Source organism: Stenotrophomonas indicatrix, from assembly GCF_002750975.1.
Classification (GTDB): domain Bacteria; phylum Pseudomonadota; class Gammaproteobacteria; order Xanthomonadales; family Xanthomonadaceae; genus Stenotrophomonas; species Stenotrophomonas indicatrix.
Genome location: NZ_PEJS01000001.1, coordinates 302,293 through 318,859 on the forward strand (window position 1 = coordinate 302,293; position 16,567 = coordinate 318,859).

The following is a 16,567-nucleotide window of genomic DNA, read 5'->3' on the forward strand; positions in this document are numbered from 1 at the left end:
CGACCCGATCGGAAAAAAAGAAGGGCGCCGCAAGGCGCCCTTCTTCATTCAACCGGCCAACCTCCCGGTCAGAACGCCACCGACCAGTCCAGCTGCGCCCCCACATCGCGCTGGCCATCGCCACGGCGGCCCTGCATCTGCAGCGCCACGCGGCTGTTGTCGGTCGGGCTCACCGCCACGCCGAACTGGGCCAGCGCGCTGCGGCGGGCCAGCGGCGCACCGCTGATCGCAAACCCCTGCGTGCCTTCCACGAAGCGTGCATCGACCTGCGGCAGGCGATCGCCGCCCGCCACCTGCCAGCCCACGCGCGCGGTCAGCGCCGCACGATCACGCTGGCCACCGCTGATGTCCCAGTCCGCGCGCAGCGCAGCCAGGCCGGTGCGGTAACGTGCGCTGCCGCCGTTCCACTGCAGGGCACTGTGGCCGCCGTGTTCCTGGCTGCCGTCGCTTTCCAGGCGCACCTGGGCCACTTCGATTTCCGGGGTCAGCTGCAGGCGCGCGCCGCCGAAGGTCCAGCCGGCACGCAGGAACGCGGTCGTGCCGGTGGCGTCCTCGCGGGCGGACAGACCTTCGTCCAGGCGGGTGCCGACCTTTGCGGTGCGCGTGCTGTCGGTGCGGTAGTCGGCACGGCTGACACCGGCACGCAGGCTCAGGCCCTGCCAGCGGTACTGGCCGTACACGCCGTACTCGATGCTGTCGGTTTCGCTGCGTGCATCGCGCTGGGCCAGGCGGCTGACCAGCTGCTGCTGGCCGGCGGCCACGCCCACTTCCAGCGATTCACCCAGGCGCCAGCCGGCACCGGCCATGACGCCGTGCTGCGACGAACGCAAGCCGGTGTTGTCCGCGCCGGCATCGGTGCGGCGCTGGCCGGCGTTGCCGCCGATCCAGGCGTGCACACCCGGGGCGATCTCGGCACCCATCGTGGCACCGTCCAGATGGCGGTCGATGCCCTCGTGCAGGAAGCGGTTCTGCAGCAGTGCGCCGCGGTGCGCGGCATGGATCTCACCGCTCAGGCTGTCGAAGGCCGGCACCACCTCGGCCAGGTCCAGCCGTACCACCGCCTCATACACGGCGTTGCCATTGCCCAGCGCTTCCACCGCGCCGGCCACCGCCTTCTGGTTGGGGTTCACCACCACATCGGGGAAGGCCAGATCGATATCCGGCATGGCGATATCGTTGCGGGCCAGGGTCAGGTAGACGTTGCTGGCGTCGTAGTCCAGCGTGGGGGTCAGGAAGGCCAGCGTGCTGCTTACGCCGGAGAACGTGCCCTGCACGCCCTGCGCCGCGCTCAGGATGGTGTAGCGGGTGCGTGGCTGCCAGTCACCCTCGCTGGCGATGGCCACCGTATTGCCACCCTGCAGCGTTGCGCCGCCGCCCACCTGCACGCGGTCGCCGGCGCCATCGGCGCCCAGATCCACCAGGTAACGCGAGCCGTTCTCCATCAGCAGGCTGCCGGTCATCGACAGCGTGCCGAAGGCCGTGGCCGAACCCGGTGCCAGGGTGGCGCCGTCGCGGATGACGACGTTGCCCAGCTGGCCGTCACCGCTCAGCTCGGTGCCAGTGCCCAGGTCGGCCAGGCCGCCCAGGCGGCCATGCACGTCAAGCGCGCCGGCCTGCACGCGCGTGGTACCGGTGAAGCCGCTGCTGTCGCCCGACAGGCTCAGCAGGCCCGCATCCAGCTTGACCACATCGCCCGCGCCGGACAGCACGTTGTTGAACAGGGTCTGGCCATTGCGCTGCAGCTGCAGCGTCGCGCCCGATGCCACGTCCACCGCGCCACGGATCGCACCGTTGCCAGCCAGCACAAGGGTGCCCTGTTCAATGCGGGTACCGCCGCTGTAGCTGTTGTTGGCATGGGTGGTCAGCGTGCCGGTGCCGGTCTTGCGCAGTGCGCCGGTGCCGGTCAGGCGGCCGCTGAACATCGCATCGACCTGGTCGGTGTCCACCGTGGCGACACCGTCCAGCGCCATTTCAACGTTGCTGGTGAAGGCCTTGCTGGTCAGGTGCAGGGTGCCATCGGCAATCAGTACGGTGGCCGTACCGGCGCCTTGGTAGATCAGGCCGCCGGCCAGGTTCAACGTGCCCTGCGGACCAATGGTCAGCGAGCCACGGCTGCCGCTGGCGCCGGCCAGGCCCAGCGCGTCGTTGACCGTCAGCGCACCGCCGTCATACACCGACACGCTGCCGTTGCCCTGATTGCCGACGGTCAGGCGGCCCATGCTGGCCGAACTGCCAGCGTCGGCCACGCGGAAGCTGCCTTCGCCCTGCGTGCTCTCACCCACGCCCACGTTGCCTGCGGTCAGTGCGGCGCCGTCGAAGACATTCAGTTCGGCCACCGCGTTCTGGCCCACGGCGATGAAGCCGGTGGTGGCGGTGGTGCCCGCGCCGGTCAGCACCAGCACGCCATCGGGCACGCCCGGAGTGTGCCGCTGCTGGCCCAGCAGGGTGCTGCCCTGCACGGTCAGCGTGGCGCCGTCGGCGACGGTCATCGTGCCGGTGCCGGAAACGCCGATCAGCAGGTCACTGCTGTTCAACCAGCTCGAATCCTTGCCGGTCACCGTGGCTTCGCCGCGGGCCACGCTGCTGTAGCTGCCCAGACGGGCGACGCCGGTCTGGAAGCTGCCGCCGTTACGCACGTTCACCGTGCCCATGCCCTGCGCGCCCACGTGGATCTGGTCGGTGGCAAAGCGCGAATCCTTGTCGGACACGGTCAGCACGCCACTGCTGCCCATTTCCGAGGCCACCCACGTGCCCTGGGCGTTGATCACCTGGCCGCCATCAAGCACGTCCAGGAAGCCGCTGCCTTCATGGCCGACGCCGATGCTGTTGTTGCCGATCCACTGCGAACCGGCGCCGGTCACGGTGACCTTGCCGGTCGAGCCGGCCAGCGTCGCAATGAAGATGGCAGTGCTTTCCAGCACGCCGCCGTTCTGGATGAACAGCTCGCCGCTGCCGCCATGGCCGATGTCCACGCGCCACGAATCAGCCCTGATCGCATCCACCACGACCGGGGTCACGCTGTCGATGTAGGCGTGGTTCTCGACGGTCAGGTTCGGATCGCCGTTGCTCCACGCGCCCGGCACATACCAGTTGCCATCGAGCTGGCTCGGATCGCGCACGGTGACCGTCGCAGCAATCGCCGTGGTGGGGCCGCTCATGGCCAGGCCGATCGCCAGGGCCAGCAGGCTGGTGGAAAGAGTACGGGAGGCGCCGGAAGTGCGACGCGGTGCCAGCGTCATTGCCGGCGAAGCTTGGTGCGAATGGGTCACGCGGATTTTCCCCTGTATGGACAGGGCGTATCGGCCGCGCAGGGGAGGGCTTTAGGTTTCTGAATATAAACAATTCAGAGTTGCAAGGAAGCGGGTCACACTTCCGGATATTCCGGGAATGGAGTCGCTGCCCAACACCGCTGCGGATTACACACGCAGGCGCGCCAGCACATCATGCCACAGCGCAATGCCCAAGCCCCTTCCGCTGCGGTCGCCCGGGCCCTCCAGCCCGCTTACAATCGCAGGCCCCGCTGTTCCCTCCCTGCCTGGAGTAACCGATGTTCCCGCGTGACGTCCGCATCGAAACCTACGATCCCGAACTGGCCAAGGCCATCGCCGCCGAAACCCAGCGCCAGGAAGACCACGTCGAGCTGATCGCCAGCGAGAACTACACCAGCCCGGCGGTGATGGAAGCCCAAGGCAGCCAGCTGACCAACAAGTACGCCGAAGGCTACCCGGGCAAGCGCTACTACGGTGGCTGCGAATACGTGGACATCGCCGAACAGCTGGCGATCGACCGCCTCAAGCAGCTGTTCGATGCGGACTACGCCAACGTGCAGCCGCACAGCGGTTCGCAGGCCAACCAGGCCGTGTACTTCGCGCTGCTGCAGCCGGGCGACACCATCCTCGGCATGAGCCTGGCCCACGGCGGCCACCTCACCCACGGTGCCAAGGTCAACGCCTCGGGCAAGCTGTTCAACGCCGTGCAGTACGGCGTCAACGACCAGGGCCTGATCGATTACGACGAAGTCGAGCGCCTGGCCCTGGAGCATAAGCCGAAGATGGTCGTGGCCGGCTTCTCGGCCTACTCGCAGGTGATCGACTGGGCGCGCTTCCGCGCCATCGCCGACAAGGTCGGTGCCTACCTGTTCGTCGACATGGCGCACGTCGCCGGCCTGGTTGCTGCTGGCGTCTACCCGAGCCCGCTGGAACATGCGCACGTGGTCACCTCGACCACCCACAAGACCCTGCGCGGCCCGCGCGGCGGCATCATCGTCGCCAAGGGCGCCGACGAAGACCTGGTCAAGAAGCTGCAGTCGATCGTGTTCCCGGGCATCCAGGGCGGTCCGCTGATGCACGTCATCGCCGGCAAGGCCGTGGCCTTCAAGGAAGCGCTGGAGCCGGGCTTCAAGACCTACCAGCAGCAGGTGGTGAAGAACGCGCAGGCGATGGCCAACACGCTCATCGCACGCGGCTACAAGATCGTCTCCGGTGGCACCCAGAACCACCTGATGCTGGTCGACATGATCGGCAAGGACGTGTCCGGCAAGGACGCGGAAGCCGCACTGGGCAAGGCCCATATCACCGTCAACAAGAACTCGGTGCCGAACGACCCGCGTTCGCCGTTCGTGACCTCGGGCCTGCGCCTGGGCACCCCGGCGGTGACCACCCGCGGTTACCTGGAACAGGACTGCGTGGACCTGGCCAACTGGATCGCCGACGTGCTCGACGCCCCGGCCGATGAGGCCGTGATCGCCCGCGTGCGTGATGCGGTCAGCGCGCAGTGCCGCAAGTACCCGGTCTACGGTTGATCGGGCACTGGGGTCGGAGCCCTTCCCTGCGGGAGGGGTTCTGACCCCGGCACCGGAGTACCCGCGCATGGATGAGCGCCGCCTCAGGTATCTCTATGCAGCCTTGGCTGTGCCGTTGGGCGCACCCAGCGTGCTGTTTGGTGGGGCGATGGCGGTACTGGCCATGGCCGGAAGCGTGCTTTCACTTGCCGACGGCACCGTCAACCTGCCCGGGCAGGCATTGATGCTGCTGTGGGGCCTGGCCGGACTCGCCGGTTGCATTGCCTGGCTGGACCTCAGTTGCGGATATTTGTTTGCAGGGCGCAGCGCACTGCATGCGCGCAGCCGGGCGCAGTGGGGGGCGCAGCTGCTTGGCATGCTGGCGGCGCTGCCGCTGTTGGGCATGGGGCTGTGGCTGGGCATTACCCACGGCAGCGAAGGCTTCGGTCTGCTGCTGCTGGGGCCGTCGTTGCTGGTCCCGGCCGCCATGCTGTTGTGGCTGCGACCACGCACGTGAAGCAAGCAGCCAGCAAGGAGATTCGAACGCATGGATGAGCGCCTGCACAAACGCCTGTATATCGCCCAATGCCTGCTGCTGGGGTTGCCTGCACTGGTGGCCGGTGGCGGCGTCGCCGGCTTCGGTATCTACACCTTCCTGACCCGCCACGGCCTGATGCGCGGGGACGAAGGGGCGGTGCTGTTGCTGTGGGCGCTGGCGGGTGTGATCGGCTTGCTGGCCTGGTTGTGGCTCAGCATCCGCTACCTGCGGCGAGGGCGCGATGGCCTGCGGCACACCGCCCGTATTCCCTGGATCGGCTTGGCGCTTGGCGCGATGGCGGCGCTGGCGGTGATCGGCGTGGTGCTTTTCAGCTTGTTTGCCGGCAGCCCCTGGCAGGTACTGGGCTATCTGGTACTGGGCGTGCCACTGCTGGTGCCAGCGGCGCATCTGGTGTGGCTGCGGCGGGGTGCGACCGACGCTGTGTGACTGGCGGTTGGAAGTTTCAGAGAAATTGCATGGTGTGCCGCAGGTGTCAGGACTAGGGTCTTCCGACCTACTGGAAGGAGCCCCCGATGCAATCCTCGCGCCGCCGACACGGCCTCTATCTGCTTCTCCACAGCCTTCTTTTCTCCATTCCCTGCGCGTTGGCTGGCCTGTTGGGTTCGCTGCTGTTCCTATGGGTATGGGCGCACGGCGGTGACAACAGCGCACTTCTTGCATTGCTTGCGATGTGGGGTCTGCTCTCTGTGACGGCGATCCCGCTTGTTTTCCAGCTCGCAAACACCTGGCAGATGCGCGGACCGGATGGATTGAAGCCCGCCGCGCCAGTGCTGGGGACGCTGTTTCTAGTGTCAGCTGCTCAGGCTGTGTCCGCGTCGGTGATAACAGTTTCAAGTTTTGGAGTGGATCCGATACTGCTGATACTGGCAATCGGTTGGGGGGCTCCTTGGATCAGCCTCGCCTGCCACTTCCGATGGCTGTCGAAAGCCAGCGGGCGCGAGTGAAGAAAAACGGAGTTTGCTGCTTGGCCCCTTCTCAGGTACCTTTGCGACGCTACCACGACCGTGGCAGCAGGTATTTCCCTGAGCCAGGCGTTCAATGCATTGCCCCTTCTGCCAGCATGCCGATACACGGGTCATCGACTCGCGCGTCTCCGAAGACGGCGCGACGATTCGCCGTCGGCGTGAGTGCGAGGCGTGCAACGAACGCTTCAGTACGCTTGAAACCGTTGAACTGAAGCTGCCGGCCATCGTCAAGAGCGATGGCACCCGTGAAGCCTTCGATGCCCGCAAGGTCCGCGCCGGCTTTGACCGCGCGCTGCAGAAGCGTGCGGTGCCGGAAGAGAAGATCGAGGCGGCGGTGCGCGCAGTGGTGCATCAGCTGCGCATCAGCGGCGAACGCGAAGTGCCGTCGATCAAAGTGGGCGAGTTCGTGATGAACGAACTGCGCAAGCTTGACCATGTCGGTTATGTGCGTTTCGCTTCGGTCTATCGCAGCTTCGAGGACGTGGCCGACTTCCGCGAAGAAATCGAGAAGCTCGAACGCGACCTGCCTTCCAGCACCGAGCAGTTGCAGCTGCTGGGCGATGTGATTGCCCTGACCAAGAAAAAGAAGAGCTGACGGCCTTTGCATCGGTAGCTGCCAACCTTGGTTGGCGCCGTACTGCCCATCCACGCATGGCGTGGATCTACTGGGCCCTTGGCTGGCATCGTGCTGACGGCGGTACCATGGCGGCATGAGCATATCGTTCACCGTCCTTGACCACCTGCACATGGCCGCCGCATTGCGGCTTGCCGAACGCGGTGCCTATACCACCCGTCCCAATCCGATGGTCGGCTGCGTGATCGCCCATGGCGAGCGCGTGGTCGGGCAGGGCTGGCACCAGCGCGCTGGCGGCCCGCATGCCGAAGTGTTCGCCCTGCGCGAAGCGGGCGGCGACGCGCGCGGTGCCACCGCCTACGTCACCCTGGAACCCTGCGCGCATTACGGCCGTACGCCGCCGTGCGCACTGGCGCTGATCGAAGCCGGCGTGTCGCGCGTGGTCGCGGCAATGCGCGACCCGTTCCCGAAAGTCGATGGCGGTGGCTTCGACCTGCTGCGTGACGCCGGCATCGAGGTCGCCGAGGGCTTGATGGCGGCACAGGCGCGGGAACTCAACAAGGGCTTCCTGTCGCGCGTGGAGCGCGGTCGTCCGTGGCTGCGGGTGAAGCTGGCCGCCAGCCTTGATGGCCGTACCGCGATGGCCGACGGCAGCTCGAAGTGGATCACCGGCCCCGCCGCTCGCGAAGATGTGCAGCACTGGCGCGCGCGCGCTGGCGCGATCCTCACCGGCGCCGACACCGTCATCGCCGACGACCCGATGCTGACCGTGCGCCTGGCTGACACTGAAGTCATGCCGCCCCTGCGCGTCGTCCTCGATTCCCGCCTGCGCTCGCTGGAATGCAGCCGTGTGCGCGAGGGTGGGGCGCCCACGCTGTACCTGCACGATGCAATGATCAGCCCGCCCGACGCTGCCGACGCGGCCTTTGCCAGCGTAGCCGTCCGCCACGGTCGCCTTGATCTGGGCGCGGTGTTGGCACTGCTGGCCGAGCGCGGCATCAACGAGGTGCACACCGAAGCCGGTGCAACGCTGGCCGGCGCGCTGGTGCGTGGTGGCTGGGTCGACGAACTGCTGATGTACCAGGCACCAACACTGCTGGGCGACAGCGGCCGCCCGTTGCTGGCCGACCTCGGCATCGACGTGATGGACCAACAGCGCCGCCTGCGCGTGATCGACCAGCGCCAAGTGGGGGATGATCTGCTGCTGCTGCTGCGGCCATGAAGTTCAACGATCCTCGCCAGGCGGGTGCTCGTTCCACTCGAAGAACGGCAGGAACGCATCGGCCAGTTCGCCCATCAGCGGCGAGGGGTTCTGTACGCGCCAAGCGCCGCCGTCATGATCGCGCTCGAAGGACACGGTGATGATCCTTTCCCGGTCCGGTGCCGTCGCGATCATCTGCGTATACGCCGTAGCCAGTTCGCTCGCCATCTGCGGTGGATGTGGTCCGTTGAATGGCACTGGGTGCTGCCGATAGACGGGCAGCAGGGCCGTCAGGTCCGGCAGGTGGCAACGGTAGTCAACATCGGCGATGTCTGCCTGCGGATGATGCACGCTGCCGACACTGCAACGCACCGATGTCTGGCGCCTGCGCAGGGCCGCGGCGGCCTGCGGCCAATCGGCCATTTCAGGCGCCTGCTCCAGGTGGCTTACGCTCGCCAGCGCCGCCGCGATCGCCGGGCCATTGGCTGTACCCAGATAGCGGCCCAGCTCGGCCTGGGCGGCGGCATCGCCGTGCACGATCACCTGTGCGTACAGCTCGAACACGTGTCCGGGCGTGGGCACAGGTGGCGCCGCCAGTGCCGCAACCGGGGCCAGCAATGCAGCCAGCCCCAGTCGCTTCAGCGCAGTGAACTCACGCGCACGCATCGGTCCACATCATCTCGGCCATCGGACGCAGTGCCTTGCACTCCTGCGTCATTTCCTCGGCCGACATCACCTGCGTCTTGGCCTTCAACTCTTCGGTCATCGCATCCACACCGCTGATCTGGTCCGGTGCGATCTTCGCCACGCAGCTGCGGTGCTGCTGCAGCAGCAGATCGCAGGCCGGCACGCCGGTCACCTTCGGTGCCTTGGCTGCTTCAACGTCCTGCATCCAGCCATCGAACGGCGCCAGCGCATCCAGCACCGGGCCCACCAGATCATCGAAGTTGCTGCTGTACCAGTAGCTCTTGTCCTTGGCGGTGTACAGGGTGAGGGTGCCGGTCATGGCCTTGCGCGGGCCACTCTGCAGGGCCTGGGTATAGGCCTCGGTGAAGCGCGCGCGCGGAGCCTTGTCCTCACCCGTCAGGCTGGCCAGGAACAACGGCTGCACGCTGCCCAGGTCGGCCAGCTGGCAGCTGAAATCGACCTTGGCGATCTTCTGGTCGTCCACGAATTCGTTGTCTTCCACCGTGCTGCGCGTGGCACGGCACTGCGAGGCCTTCAGCACCTTGGCGTACATCGCTTCCGCCGCTGCAGGATCGCCCTTCACTCCGGCCACGTCCAGCACGATCTGCCACGGCTCGGCCAACGCCTGGGCCATCATGCCCGGCACCGGCGTTACCGAGTCCTGGCCGTCGAAGGCCGGCTTCAATGCATCGTTTAGCGTGCGCGTGGCGGCGGCATCGTCTTCCAGCAATGCGCGTGCGTACAGATCGAAGGTCTGTTCGGGCGTCAGCTGCGCCGGGGCGGCCGCGGCGAACAACGGGGCGCACAGCAGTGCGGTGGCCAGCAGGCCGCGGATCGGGGTCTTCATGACGGTGTTCCTGTTCCAGAGGGCGGCAAGCCTAGCGCAATTGTCATTGCATTCGATGGCGTGCCGCAGCCAAGCGTATTGCGCGCGACGGCCAACAAAAAACGGGCCCCTTGCGGAGCCCGTTCGATCGCACGACGAGGATCGGGCAATCAGAAGCTGGCGCGCACGCCGGCCGAGTACTGGGTGACGTCGCGGTAGCCGGAGATCTCGCCCACCAGACCCCAGGTCCGGGTGAAGTTGATCTGGCCGCCGACGGTGCCGACCCAGGTGCCCTTGAATTCATTGCCGCCGTCCATGTAACCGGCCTTGATCCAGGCTTCGGTCATGCGCGAAGGCTTGCCACGCAGGCCCATGGTGGCGCGCACCAGGTTGGTGTGGTCCTTCACGCTGAAGCGGCCGTAGTCCACGTCCTTGACGGTGATTTCAGCCTGCTGGCGGACCCAGGCGATGTCGGCGGTGTAGTCGACGCGGTCGCTGAAAGGCATGTGGTAACCGATGCCCAGCTCCGGCTGGTTCAGCTTGAGCTTCATCGAGCCGTAGTCGTAGTCGTACGACTTGCTGCCGTAGTTCCAGCCGCCGAACACGTGCACCTGCTCGGCCAGCGCGATCGAACCGCGCACGTAGCCACCATCAACCTTCGGGTCGTTGAACACGTCGTCGTCGGTCTTGACCTGGGTCCAGCCGCCTTCGACGTAGGTGTAGCTCAGGGCGTCGGCGGAGGCCGAGAACGGGGCAGCGGCCAGCAGGGCGGCCACGATCAGGATCTTGCGCATGGGAATTCCTGTGAATTTCAGTCCATTGGCGGCCCGCCTGTGCGGCAGTCCGTGGCGACCTCATGTCGTCCGACCGCCGATTTTAATGAAAGTTTTACGAAATGCGAGCGACGGCCGTCACAGGCTCGGACGCGCCCGGGTGGGGTCAGAGCCCTTTCCTGCGGAAAGGGATCCGACCCCCGGGGCATCCGGCCCCGTTCAGCCCGGGCTGTTACACTTGGCGGGCCGGTTCGCCGGTACACAAACGTCTTCAGGGCGGGGTGCAATTCCCCACCGGCGGTAGGTGCGCAAGCACGAGCCCGCGAGCGCCCCGGCCTTACCGTCGGGGGTCAGCAGATCCGGTCCAATGCCGGAGCCGACGGTCATAGTCCGGATGAAAGAAGACGGTGCCACAGGGCCTTTGCGGCCCTGCGCCCGCCTGTTTGCCTTGCGGCGTTTTTCGCTCACTTTTCGCGGAGAACGTTACTTGTTTACTGGAATCATCGAAGGCGTCGGCCGTCTGGCCGCACGCGAATCCATCGGCGGCGATGTCCGCTTCACCTTCAACGTCGGCAGCCTGCCGTTCGACAACGTGCAGATGGGCGAGAGCATCGCCATCAACGGCGTCTGCCTCACCGTCATCGCGTTCGACGCCGGCAGCTTCCAGGCCGATGCGTCCACCGAGACCCTGGGCCTGACCACGCTGGGCCAACTGGCCGAAGGTGCGGTCATCAACCTTGAACGTGCCATGCGCCCGACCGACCGCCTTGGCGGCCATCTGGTCAGCGGCCACGTCGACGGCCTCGGCCAGGTCCTGTCCATCCATGAAGATGCGCGTGCCCAGCGCTGGCGTTTCGCCGCGCCGGCCGCCCTGCGCCGCTACATCGCCAAGAAGGGCTCGATCTGCGTGGACGGCGTCAGCCTCACCGTCAACGAAGTGGACGACGAAGGCTTTGAAGTGGCGCTGATCCCGCACACCGTGGCCAATACCGCGTTCTCCGCCACCGGCGTGGGCAGTGCGGTCAACCTGGAAATCGATCTGGTCGCTCGTTATGTCGAGCGGTTGCTGGGTGAAGGAGCCCGCGCATGAACTTCGCCCCCATTCCCGACATCCTGGAAGACATCCGCCTCGGCCGCATGGTCGTCATCGTCGATGACGAAGACCGCGAGAACGAAGGCGACCTGATCATGGCCGCCGAGCTGGTCAAGGCCAGCGACATCAACTTCATGGTCACCCATGGCCGCGGCCTGGTGTGCCTGCCGCTCACCCGCACCCGCGCCGCCGACCTCGGCCTGGCGCCGATGGTGCAGGCCAATACCGCGCAGTTCCAGACCAACTTCACCGTCAGCATCGAAGCGGCCGAGGGCGTGACCACCGGCATCTCGGCACACGACCGCGCACACACCATCCGCACCGCGGTGAAGCCCAATGCCAAGCCGTCGGACCTGCACCAGCCGGGCCACATCTTCCCGCTGATCGCCCAGCCCGGTGGCGTGCTGACCCGCGCCGGCCACACCGAAGCCGGCGTCGACCTGGCCATGCTGGCCGGGCTGGAACCGGCCGGCGTGCTGGTGGAGATCCTCAACCCGGACGGCAGCATGGCGCGCCGCCCGGAGCTGGAAGTGTTCGCCCGCGAGCACGGCCTGAAGATGGGCTCCATCGCCGACCTGATCGCCTACCGCCTGGCCACCGAAAAGACCGTCGAGCGCGTGGACGAGCGTGATATCGACACCGAGTTCGGTCCGTTCAAGCTGGTCACCTACCGCGACCGCATCGCCCACGACCTGCATTTCGCCCTGGTCCGCGGCACCCCGGATGCGGACACGCCCACCCTGGTGCGCGTGCAGGTGGAAAACCCGCTGGCCGACCTGCTGCACTGGCGCCGCGATGACTTCGGCGTGGCGGCCACCGATGCCCTGCGCGCGATCGCCGCGGAAGGCAGTGGCGTGATGGTGGTGCTGTCGGCCCCGCGCGACGGCGAAGCGCTGTTGGCCCGCCTGCGCCAGCAGCCGGCGCCGGTGGTGCCGGGCAAGGACAAGGATGTGGGCCAGTGGCGCCGCAACGGTGCCGGTGCGCAGATCCTGTCCGACCTGGGCCTGGGCAAGCTGCGCGTGCTGGGCACGCCCCGCCGCCAGATCGGACTGGCCGGCTATGGCCTTGAAGTGGTGGAGACGGTCACCCCGTAACCCGCCCGCTGCGCTCGCCGGGCATGGCCCGGCGCTACACCGGCGCCCCGTAATCCGGTAGCGCCGGGCCATGCCCGGCGGGTCTCCCGGGCCCCCGCCAGCCACGGCCGAGGCCCATCCACGGTAGAATTACCCCTTAATCGAATCCCAAGCCGCATATGAGCCACTACGAAGGCGATCTTCGCACTCCCGAATCGGCGCGCTTCGCCATCCTGGCCAGCCGCTGGAACGCCCGCATCACCGATGTGCTGGTTGCTGGCGCCCGCCAGAGCCTGGCCGGCAACGGCATTGCCGAAGCCAACATCGACGTGATCCGCGTGCCGGGTGCCTGGGAGCTGCCGCTGGTCGCCGCGCGCCTGGCCGCCGCCCACGAACACGCCGCCATCCTCACCTTGGGCTGCGTGATCCGTGGCGACACCCGCCACTACGAACACGTGGCCGACCGCTGTGCCGAAGGCCTGATGCGCGTGCAGCTGGACTTCGGCGTGCCGGTGCTGAACGGCGTGCTGGCCGTGGAACGCGTGGAAGATGCCGAGGCCCGCGCAGGCGGCAGCCACGGCAACAAGGGCGAGGAAGTCGCGCTCGCCGCATTGGAAATGGTCAACCTTCTGGAGCAGCTGCCATGAACAAGAACACCCAGGGCAAGCCCTCCGGTAAACCCGTCCGCCGCGATGGCATCGATCCGGTGCTGCGCTCGCGCGCGCGCCGTCGTGCCGTGCAGGCCATCTATGCCTGGCAGATCTCCGGCGGCAACGGCCAGTCGCTGATCGCTCAGTTCGCCCATGAACAGGCCCGCGAAATCGCCGACCTGGCGTACTTCGAAGCGCTGGTGCATGGCGTGCTCGACAACCGTCGCGACATCGACGAAGCCTTCGGCCCGTACCTGGACCGTGGCATCGACGAAGTGGACGCGATCGAACGCGCCGTGCTGCGCTTGGCCGGTTACGAACTGCGTTACCGCCTGGACGTGCCGTACCGCGTGGTGATCAACGAAGCCATCGAATCGGCCAAGCGCTTCGGTTCCGAACATGGCCACACCTACGTCAACGGCGTGCTGGATCGTGCCGCCGTGGAATGGCGCAAGGTCGAATCGGGTCACTGACCCACCTGTGGTAATGCCGGCCGCTGGCCGGCAACTGCAGGGATTCTGAGGTTGCCGGCCTGCGGCCGGCACTACCGCCCACCGCGCACGGCGCGGCACGTACAAACGCGGGAGCGCCCCATGTCCCTGGCCGAATTCGCCCTCATCGACCGCATCCGCGCCCGCACCGTCGAGCGCGACGACATCGTGCTCGGCATCGGCGACGACGCCGCGCTGCTGCAGCCGCGCCCGAACGAGCAACTGGTGGTCACCGCCGACACGCTCAACAGCGGCGTGCATTTCCCGACCGAAACTCCGGCGTTCGACATCGGCTGGAAGACGCTGGCCGTCAACCTGTCCGACCTCGCCGCGATGGGCGCGCGCCCGGCCTGGTGCACGCTGGCGCTGTCGCTGCCCGAGGCCAGCGAAGACTGGATCGATGCCTTCGCCGATGGCTTTTTCGCGCTGGCCGACCAGCACGACATCGCCCTGATTGGCGGTGACACCACGCGTGGCCCGCTGTCGCTGTCGGTGACCGCGATGGGCCAGGTATCTCGCGGCCAGGCCCTGCGTCGTGATCGCGCACAGATTGGCGATGACATCTGGGTCAGCGGCACCCTCGGCGATGCTGCCGGTGCGCTGCGCCTGTGGCAGCAGGGCGCATTGAACGTCACCGCCGCCACCCTGCTGGCCGACTACGAAACCCTGCGCCTGCGCCTTTTGCGTCCCACCCCGCGCGTCACCCTGGGCCTGCGGCTGCGTGCATTCGCGCATGCCGCCGTGGACATCTCCGATGGCCTGCTGGCCGACCTGGGCCACATCGCCGCACGCAGCGGTGTGCGCGCCGAAGTCGACGCCGATGCATTGCCGATGTCGTCGGCACTGCGCGAACTGCTCGGCCGCGATGGCGCCCGTGATTGCGCGCTGCACGGCGGCGACGATTACGAACTGTGCTTCACCGCCGCCGCCGACCAGCGCGACGCGCTGCACTACGTCGCCGAATCGCTGGACGTGCCGATCACCCGCATCGGCCGCATCATGGAAGGGCAGGGTGTGCACACCGAAGGCCACGACGGCCCGAGCGGATACGAGCATTTCGCCTGACACATGAGAACGCCGGGCATGGCCCGGCGCTACCGTGTTGCTCTGGTAGGTGCCAACCTTGGTTGGCACGGATGTAACAGCTCTGCGCGCCACCTCTCCGGCGTAACCCTTATACGTGCGGAACAGGCGTGCCACTACGTCGCCGAATCGCTGGGCGTGCCGATCACCCGCATCGGCCACATCACGGAAGGGCAGGGCGTGCATACGGAAGTGCACGACGGCCCGAGCGGAGACGAGCACTTCGCCTGAGTGCGGCAGGGATTTGTGTCCTGCCGGTACGCGGCTGCGGGCAGGGTGCCTTGATTGCCGGCCATGCTGGCAGTACGCGCGATGAGCATTTAGGAATCCTCCGAATTCGCCGCTGCGCGCTTCGGCTTACAACTATTTTCATAGCGGGGCGTTTGACGCGACGACACACTTCACGCTCCTGAAAACGAGCGGTGCCATGTCACGTGTCGTCCATGTCCTGCTGCTGTGTGCGCTGGCGTTCCCCAGTCACGCCAGCGCACCGCAGATCAATGTCGGCGTCCTCTTCGACTACCTGCAGCCCGGCAGCAGCAACCTGCTCAAACGCATCCGCAATACCGGCGCCAGCACCGCCTACGTCCGGGTGGAAGTGGCAGAGATCGTTTTCGATGCCGATGACAAGCCCGTCGAAGTTCCGGTGGATGCGCCATCGCTGGTGCGCAACGCGCCTGGGGCGCATGGGGTCATCGCCAGTCCCAGTCGCCTGATCATCGCAGGCAACGGCCAGCAGGCCACACGTCTGGTGTATCGGGGCCTGCGCGACGAGGAACGCTACTACCGCCTGCGCTTCGTGCCGGTGGCGCCCAGTGCCGAGGAATTCTCGCTCAGCGAGGAACAGGCACAGCAGGCCGCAGAGCTTTCCTCGGCCATCCGCGTGTTCACCGGCTTCGGCACCGTGCTGTTCATCGCGCCACAACACCCGCGCTATGACACCCGCATCGAGTCCGGCCAGATCCACAACCACGGCAACGCCACCATTGTTCTGGAAAACCTGCGCCAGTGCGAGCGGGCCAAGGTCGACGCCTGTACGCCCGGAATCATCGTGCACGTACGTCCCGGTCGCTCTCACGTGCTGGCGTCTGACGATACGCATTTCATCCGTTACGACCTGAAGGAGGGCGAACGCCAGCGCAGCATCGACAGTCGCCGCTGACCGTCCGTCCCCCACCAACGCCATTGTCCCGCCCGGGCCCGCCAGGAGTCCGATGGGACAGCTTTGCCCTTGTCCTGGCTTTTGTACCCACTCACCCAGGAGTATCTGAATGTCCTTCTTGAAACACGCGATGGCGGCTGCGGCAGTCCTGCTCATCACCCCGGCCGTCAGCTTTGCGGCTACCGAAACCAAATCGATCACCGTCAATGTGTCGGCTGACGTGCCCAACGTTGCCGGCCTGCAGGTGTCCACGCCGGACGGCTGGGAAGGCCTGCCGCAGAATCTGCCGTGGGATACCGCACGCCAGGTGCTCGGCGAACTGACCGGTCGCGTGATCAACGTGAAGTCGCCGGCTGCCATCACCGCCTATCTGTCTGCCCCGGCGCAGATGGCATCGGCCGCGGACGTCGTGGATCTGGCGGTGAAACTGGACAACGTGGTCGTGCCGGCAACGGCCGCCGCCAAGATCACCGTTGCCAACGCAGCCCAGGCCGCATCCGGCAAGTCTCTGGCCTTCGCCATCGCGCCTACCGAACCGGGCGGCGGTTACAAGCAGGGTACTTACGGCGGCCAGTTCCACATGATCTTCGAAAGCGACATCTGACGCCTGCCGAGCTCTGTGCCTTCCTGCCCCACCGCGCGTGCGGCAG

At 66.8% G+C, this 16,567-nt stretch carries 18 protein-coding genes and 1 riboswitch; of the genes, 14 read left to right on the forward strand and 4 right to left on the reverse strand.

Annotated elements, in window-relative coordinates:
* Positions 1-68 precede the first annotated feature (68 nt).
* Positions 69-3,269 carry an autotransporter domain-containing protein gene (locus CR918_RS01330; protein WP_133119655.1) on the reverse strand — a complete coding sequence of 1,067 codons (3,201 nt, stop codon included), beginning with the start codon at positions 3,267-3,269 and terminating at the stop codon, positions 69-71.
* A gap of 278 nt (positions 3,270-3,547) precedes the next feature.
* Here CR918_RS01330 and glyA point away from each other — a divergent pair, with 278 nt between their 5' ends.
* From glyA to ribD, 6 genes are all read left to right on the forward strand, one after another.
* The gene (gene glyA / locus CR918_RS01335; RefSeq protein WP_025876660.1) at positions 3,548-4,801 is read left to right on the forward strand and encodes a serine hydroxymethyltransferase; all 1,254 of its coding nucleotides are present in this window, start codon (positions 3,548-3,550) and stop codon (positions 4,799-4,801) included.
* A 67-nt stretch (positions 4,802-4,868) separates the two neighbouring features.
* Positions 4,869-5,297 carry a hypothetical protein gene (locus CR918_RS01340; protein WP_099841895.1) on the forward strand — a complete coding sequence of 143 codons (429 nt, stop codon included), beginning with the start codon at positions 4,869-4,871 and terminating at the stop codon, positions 5,295-5,297.
* 30 nt (positions 5,298-5,327) lie between these two features.
* Complete coding sequence (locus tag CR918_RS01345) at positions 5,328-5,765, forward strand: hypothetical protein (protein ID WP_099841896.1); 438 nt, start codon at positions 5,328-5,330, stop codon at positions 5,763-5,765.
* 86 nt (positions 5,766-5,851) lie between these two features.
* A complete protein-coding gene (locus CR918_RS01350; RefSeq protein WP_099841897.1) occupies positions 5,852-6,283 on the forward strand; it encodes a hypothetical protein in 432 nt (143 codons plus the stop codon).
* Positions 6,284-6,377: 94 nt separating this feature from the next.
* Complete coding sequence (gene nrdR / locus CR918_RS01355; protein ID WP_049469477.1) at positions 6,378-6,899, forward strand: transcriptional regulator NrdR; 522 nt, start codon at positions 6,378-6,380, stop codon at positions 6,897-6,899.
* A 115-nt stretch (positions 6,900-7,014) separates the two neighbouring features.
* Positions 7,015-8,100 carry a bifunctional diaminohydroxyphosphoribosylaminopyrimidine deaminase/5-amino-6-(5-phosphoribosylamino)uracil reductase RibD gene (gene ribD / locus CR918_RS01360; RefSeq protein ID WP_099841898.1) on the forward strand — a complete coding sequence of 362 codons (1,086 nt, stop codon included), beginning with the start codon at positions 7,015-7,017 and terminating at the stop codon, positions 8,098-8,100.
* A 3-nt stretch (positions 8,101-8,103) separates the two neighbouring features.
* Here the strand turns inward: ribD and CR918_RS01365 are convergent, their stop codons facing one another.
* The 3 genes from CR918_RS01365 to CR918_RS01375 form a co-directional block, all read right to left on the reverse strand.
* Positions 8,104-8,745, reverse strand: coding sequence for a hypothetical protein (locus CR918_RS01365; RefSeq protein ID WP_099782808.1), 642 nt, complete (start codon positions 8,743-8,745; stop codon positions 8,104-8,106).
* Entirely contained in the window at positions 8,732-9,613 is an 882-nt protein-coding gene (locus CR918_RS01370; protein ID WP_099841899.1) for a hypothetical protein, read from the reverse strand. The genes CR918_RS01365 and CR918_RS01370 overlap by 14 nt, the downstream gene beginning before the upstream one ends.
* Before the next feature lie 149 nt (positions 9,614-9,762).
* A complete protein-coding gene (locus CR918_RS01375; protein ID WP_025876645.1) occupies positions 9,763-10,386 on the reverse strand; it encodes an outer membrane beta-barrel protein in 624 nt (207 codons plus the stop codon).
* Between the two features lie 242 nt (positions 10,387-10,628).
* A riboswitch (FMN riboswitch) is annotated at positions 10,629-10,775 on the forward strand.
* Positions 10,776-10,852: 77 nt separating this feature from the next.
* On the opposite strand from CR918_RS01375, the gene CR918_RS01380 reads away from it, so the two are divergent.
* From CR918_RS01380 to CR918_RS01415, 8 genes are all read left to right on the forward strand, one after another.
* On the forward strand, positions 10,853-11,455 hold the full coding sequence (locus tag CR918_RS01380; RefSeq protein WP_099841900.1) for a riboflavin synthase: 603 nt from the start codon (positions 10,853-10,855) through the stop codon (positions 11,453-11,455).
* Positions 11,452-12,552, forward strand: coding sequence for a 3,4-dihydroxy-2-butanone-4-phosphate synthase (ribB, locus tag CR918_RS01385; protein ID WP_032978962.1), 1,101 nt, complete (start codon positions 11,452-11,454; stop codon positions 12,550-12,552). Before CR918_RS01380 ends, ribB begins: the two co-directional genes overlap by 4 nt.
* Positions 12,553-12,710: 158 nt before the next feature.
* On the forward strand, positions 12,711-13,178 hold the full coding sequence (gene ribH / locus CR918_RS01390; RefSeq protein WP_025876639.1) for a 6,7-dimethyl-8-ribityllumazine synthase: 468 nt from the start codon (positions 12,711-12,713) through the stop codon (positions 13,176-13,178).
* A complete protein-coding gene (gene nusB, locus CR918_RS01395; RefSeq protein ID WP_025876637.1) occupies positions 13,175-13,654 on the forward strand; it encodes a transcription antitermination factor NusB in 480 nt (159 codons plus the stop codon). The genes ribH and nusB overlap by 4 nt, the downstream gene beginning before the upstream one ends.
* Before the next feature lie 120 nt (positions 13,655-13,774).
* Positions 13,775-14,737, forward strand: coding sequence for a thiamine-phosphate kinase (gene thiL / locus CR918_RS01400; RefSeq protein ID WP_099588525.1), 963 nt, complete (start codon positions 13,775-13,777; stop codon positions 14,735-14,737).
* Positions 14,738-14,755: 18 nt separating this feature from the next.
* Positions 14,756-14,986 (forward strand): hypothetical protein, encoded by a 231-nt coding sequence (locus tag CR918_RS21255; RefSeq protein WP_243378937.1) that lies wholly within the window; start codon positions 14,756-14,758, stop codon positions 14,984-14,986.
* A 196-nt stretch (positions 14,987-15,182) separates the two neighbouring features.
* On the forward strand, positions 15,183-15,917 hold the full coding sequence (locus tag CR918_RS01410; protein WP_099841901.1) for a CS1 fimbrial subunit B flags: Precursor: 735 nt from the start codon (positions 15,183-15,185) through the stop codon (positions 15,915-15,917).
* 109 nt (positions 15,918-16,026) lie between these two features.
* Entirely contained in the window at positions 16,027-16,521 is a 495-nt protein-coding gene (locus CR918_RS01415) for a CS1 type fimbrial major subunit (protein ID WP_025876629.1), read from the forward strand.
* The last annotated feature ends 46 nt before the right edge of the window (positions 16,522-16,567 follow it).

Bases quoted from the DNA above. Each gene is read 5' to 3' on its own strand.
- CR918_RS01340 (WP_099841895.1), top strand. From the start codon at position 4,869: ATGGATGAGCGCCGCCTCAGGTATCTCTATGCAGCCTTGGCTGTGCCG.
- CR918_RS01365 (WP_099782808.1), bottom strand. From the start codon at position 8,745: ATGCGTGCGCGTGAGTTCACTGCGCTGAAGCGACTGGGGCTGGCTGCA.
- ribD (WP_099841898.1), top strand. From the start codon at position 7,015: ATGAGCATATCGTTCACCGTCCTTGACCACCTGCACATGGCCGCCGCA.
- CR918_RS01370 (WP_099841899.1), bottom strand. From the start codon at position 9,613: ATGAAGACCCCGATCCGCGGCCTGCTGGCCACCGCACTGCTGTGCGCC.
- CR918_RS01375 (WP_025876645.1), bottom strand. From the start codon at position 10,386: ATGCGCAAGATCCTGATCGTGGCCGCCCTGCTGGCCGCTGCCCCGTTC.
- thiL (WP_099588525.1), top strand. From the start codon at position 13,775: ATGTCCCTGGCCGAATTCGCCCTCATCGACCGCATCCGCGCCCGCACC.
- CR918_RS01410 (WP_099841901.1), top strand. From the start codon at position 15,183: ATGTCACGTGTCGTCCATGTCCTGCTGCTGTGTGCGCTGGCGTTCCCC.
- CR918_RS01415 (WP_025876629.1), top strand. From the start codon at position 16,027: ATGTCCTTCTTGAAACACGCGATGGCGGCTGCGGCAGTCCTGCTCATC.
- CR918_RS01350 (WP_099841897.1), top strand. From the start codon at position 5,852: ATGCAATCCTCGCGCCGCCGACACGGCCTCTATCTGCTTCTCCACAGC.
- ribH (WP_025876639.1), top strand. From the start codon at position 12,711: ATGAGCCACTACGAAGGCGATCTTCGCACTCCCGAATCGGCGCGCTTC.
- ribB (WP_032978962.1), top strand. From the start codon at position 11,452: ATGAACTTCGCCCCCATTCCCGACATCCTGGAAGACATCCGCCTCGGC.
- glyA (WP_025876660.1), top strand. From the start codon at position 3,548: ATGTTCCCGCGTGACGTCCGCATCGAAACCTACGATCCCGAACTGGCC.
- CR918_RS21255 (WP_243378937.1), top strand. From the start codon at position 14,756: ATGGCCCGGCGCTACCGTGTTGCTCTGGTAGGTGCCAACCTTGGTTGG.
- CR918_RS01345 (WP_099841896.1), top strand. From the start codon at position 5,328: ATGGATGAGCGCCTGCACAAACGCCTGTATATCGCCCAATGCCTGCTG.
- nrdR (WP_049469477.1), top strand. From the start codon at position 6,378: ATGCATTGCCCCTTCTGCCAGCATGCCGATACACGGGTCATCGACTCG.
- nusB (WP_025876637.1), top strand. From the start codon at position 13,175: ATGAACAAGAACACCCAGGGCAAGCCCTCCGGTAAACCCGTCCGCCGC.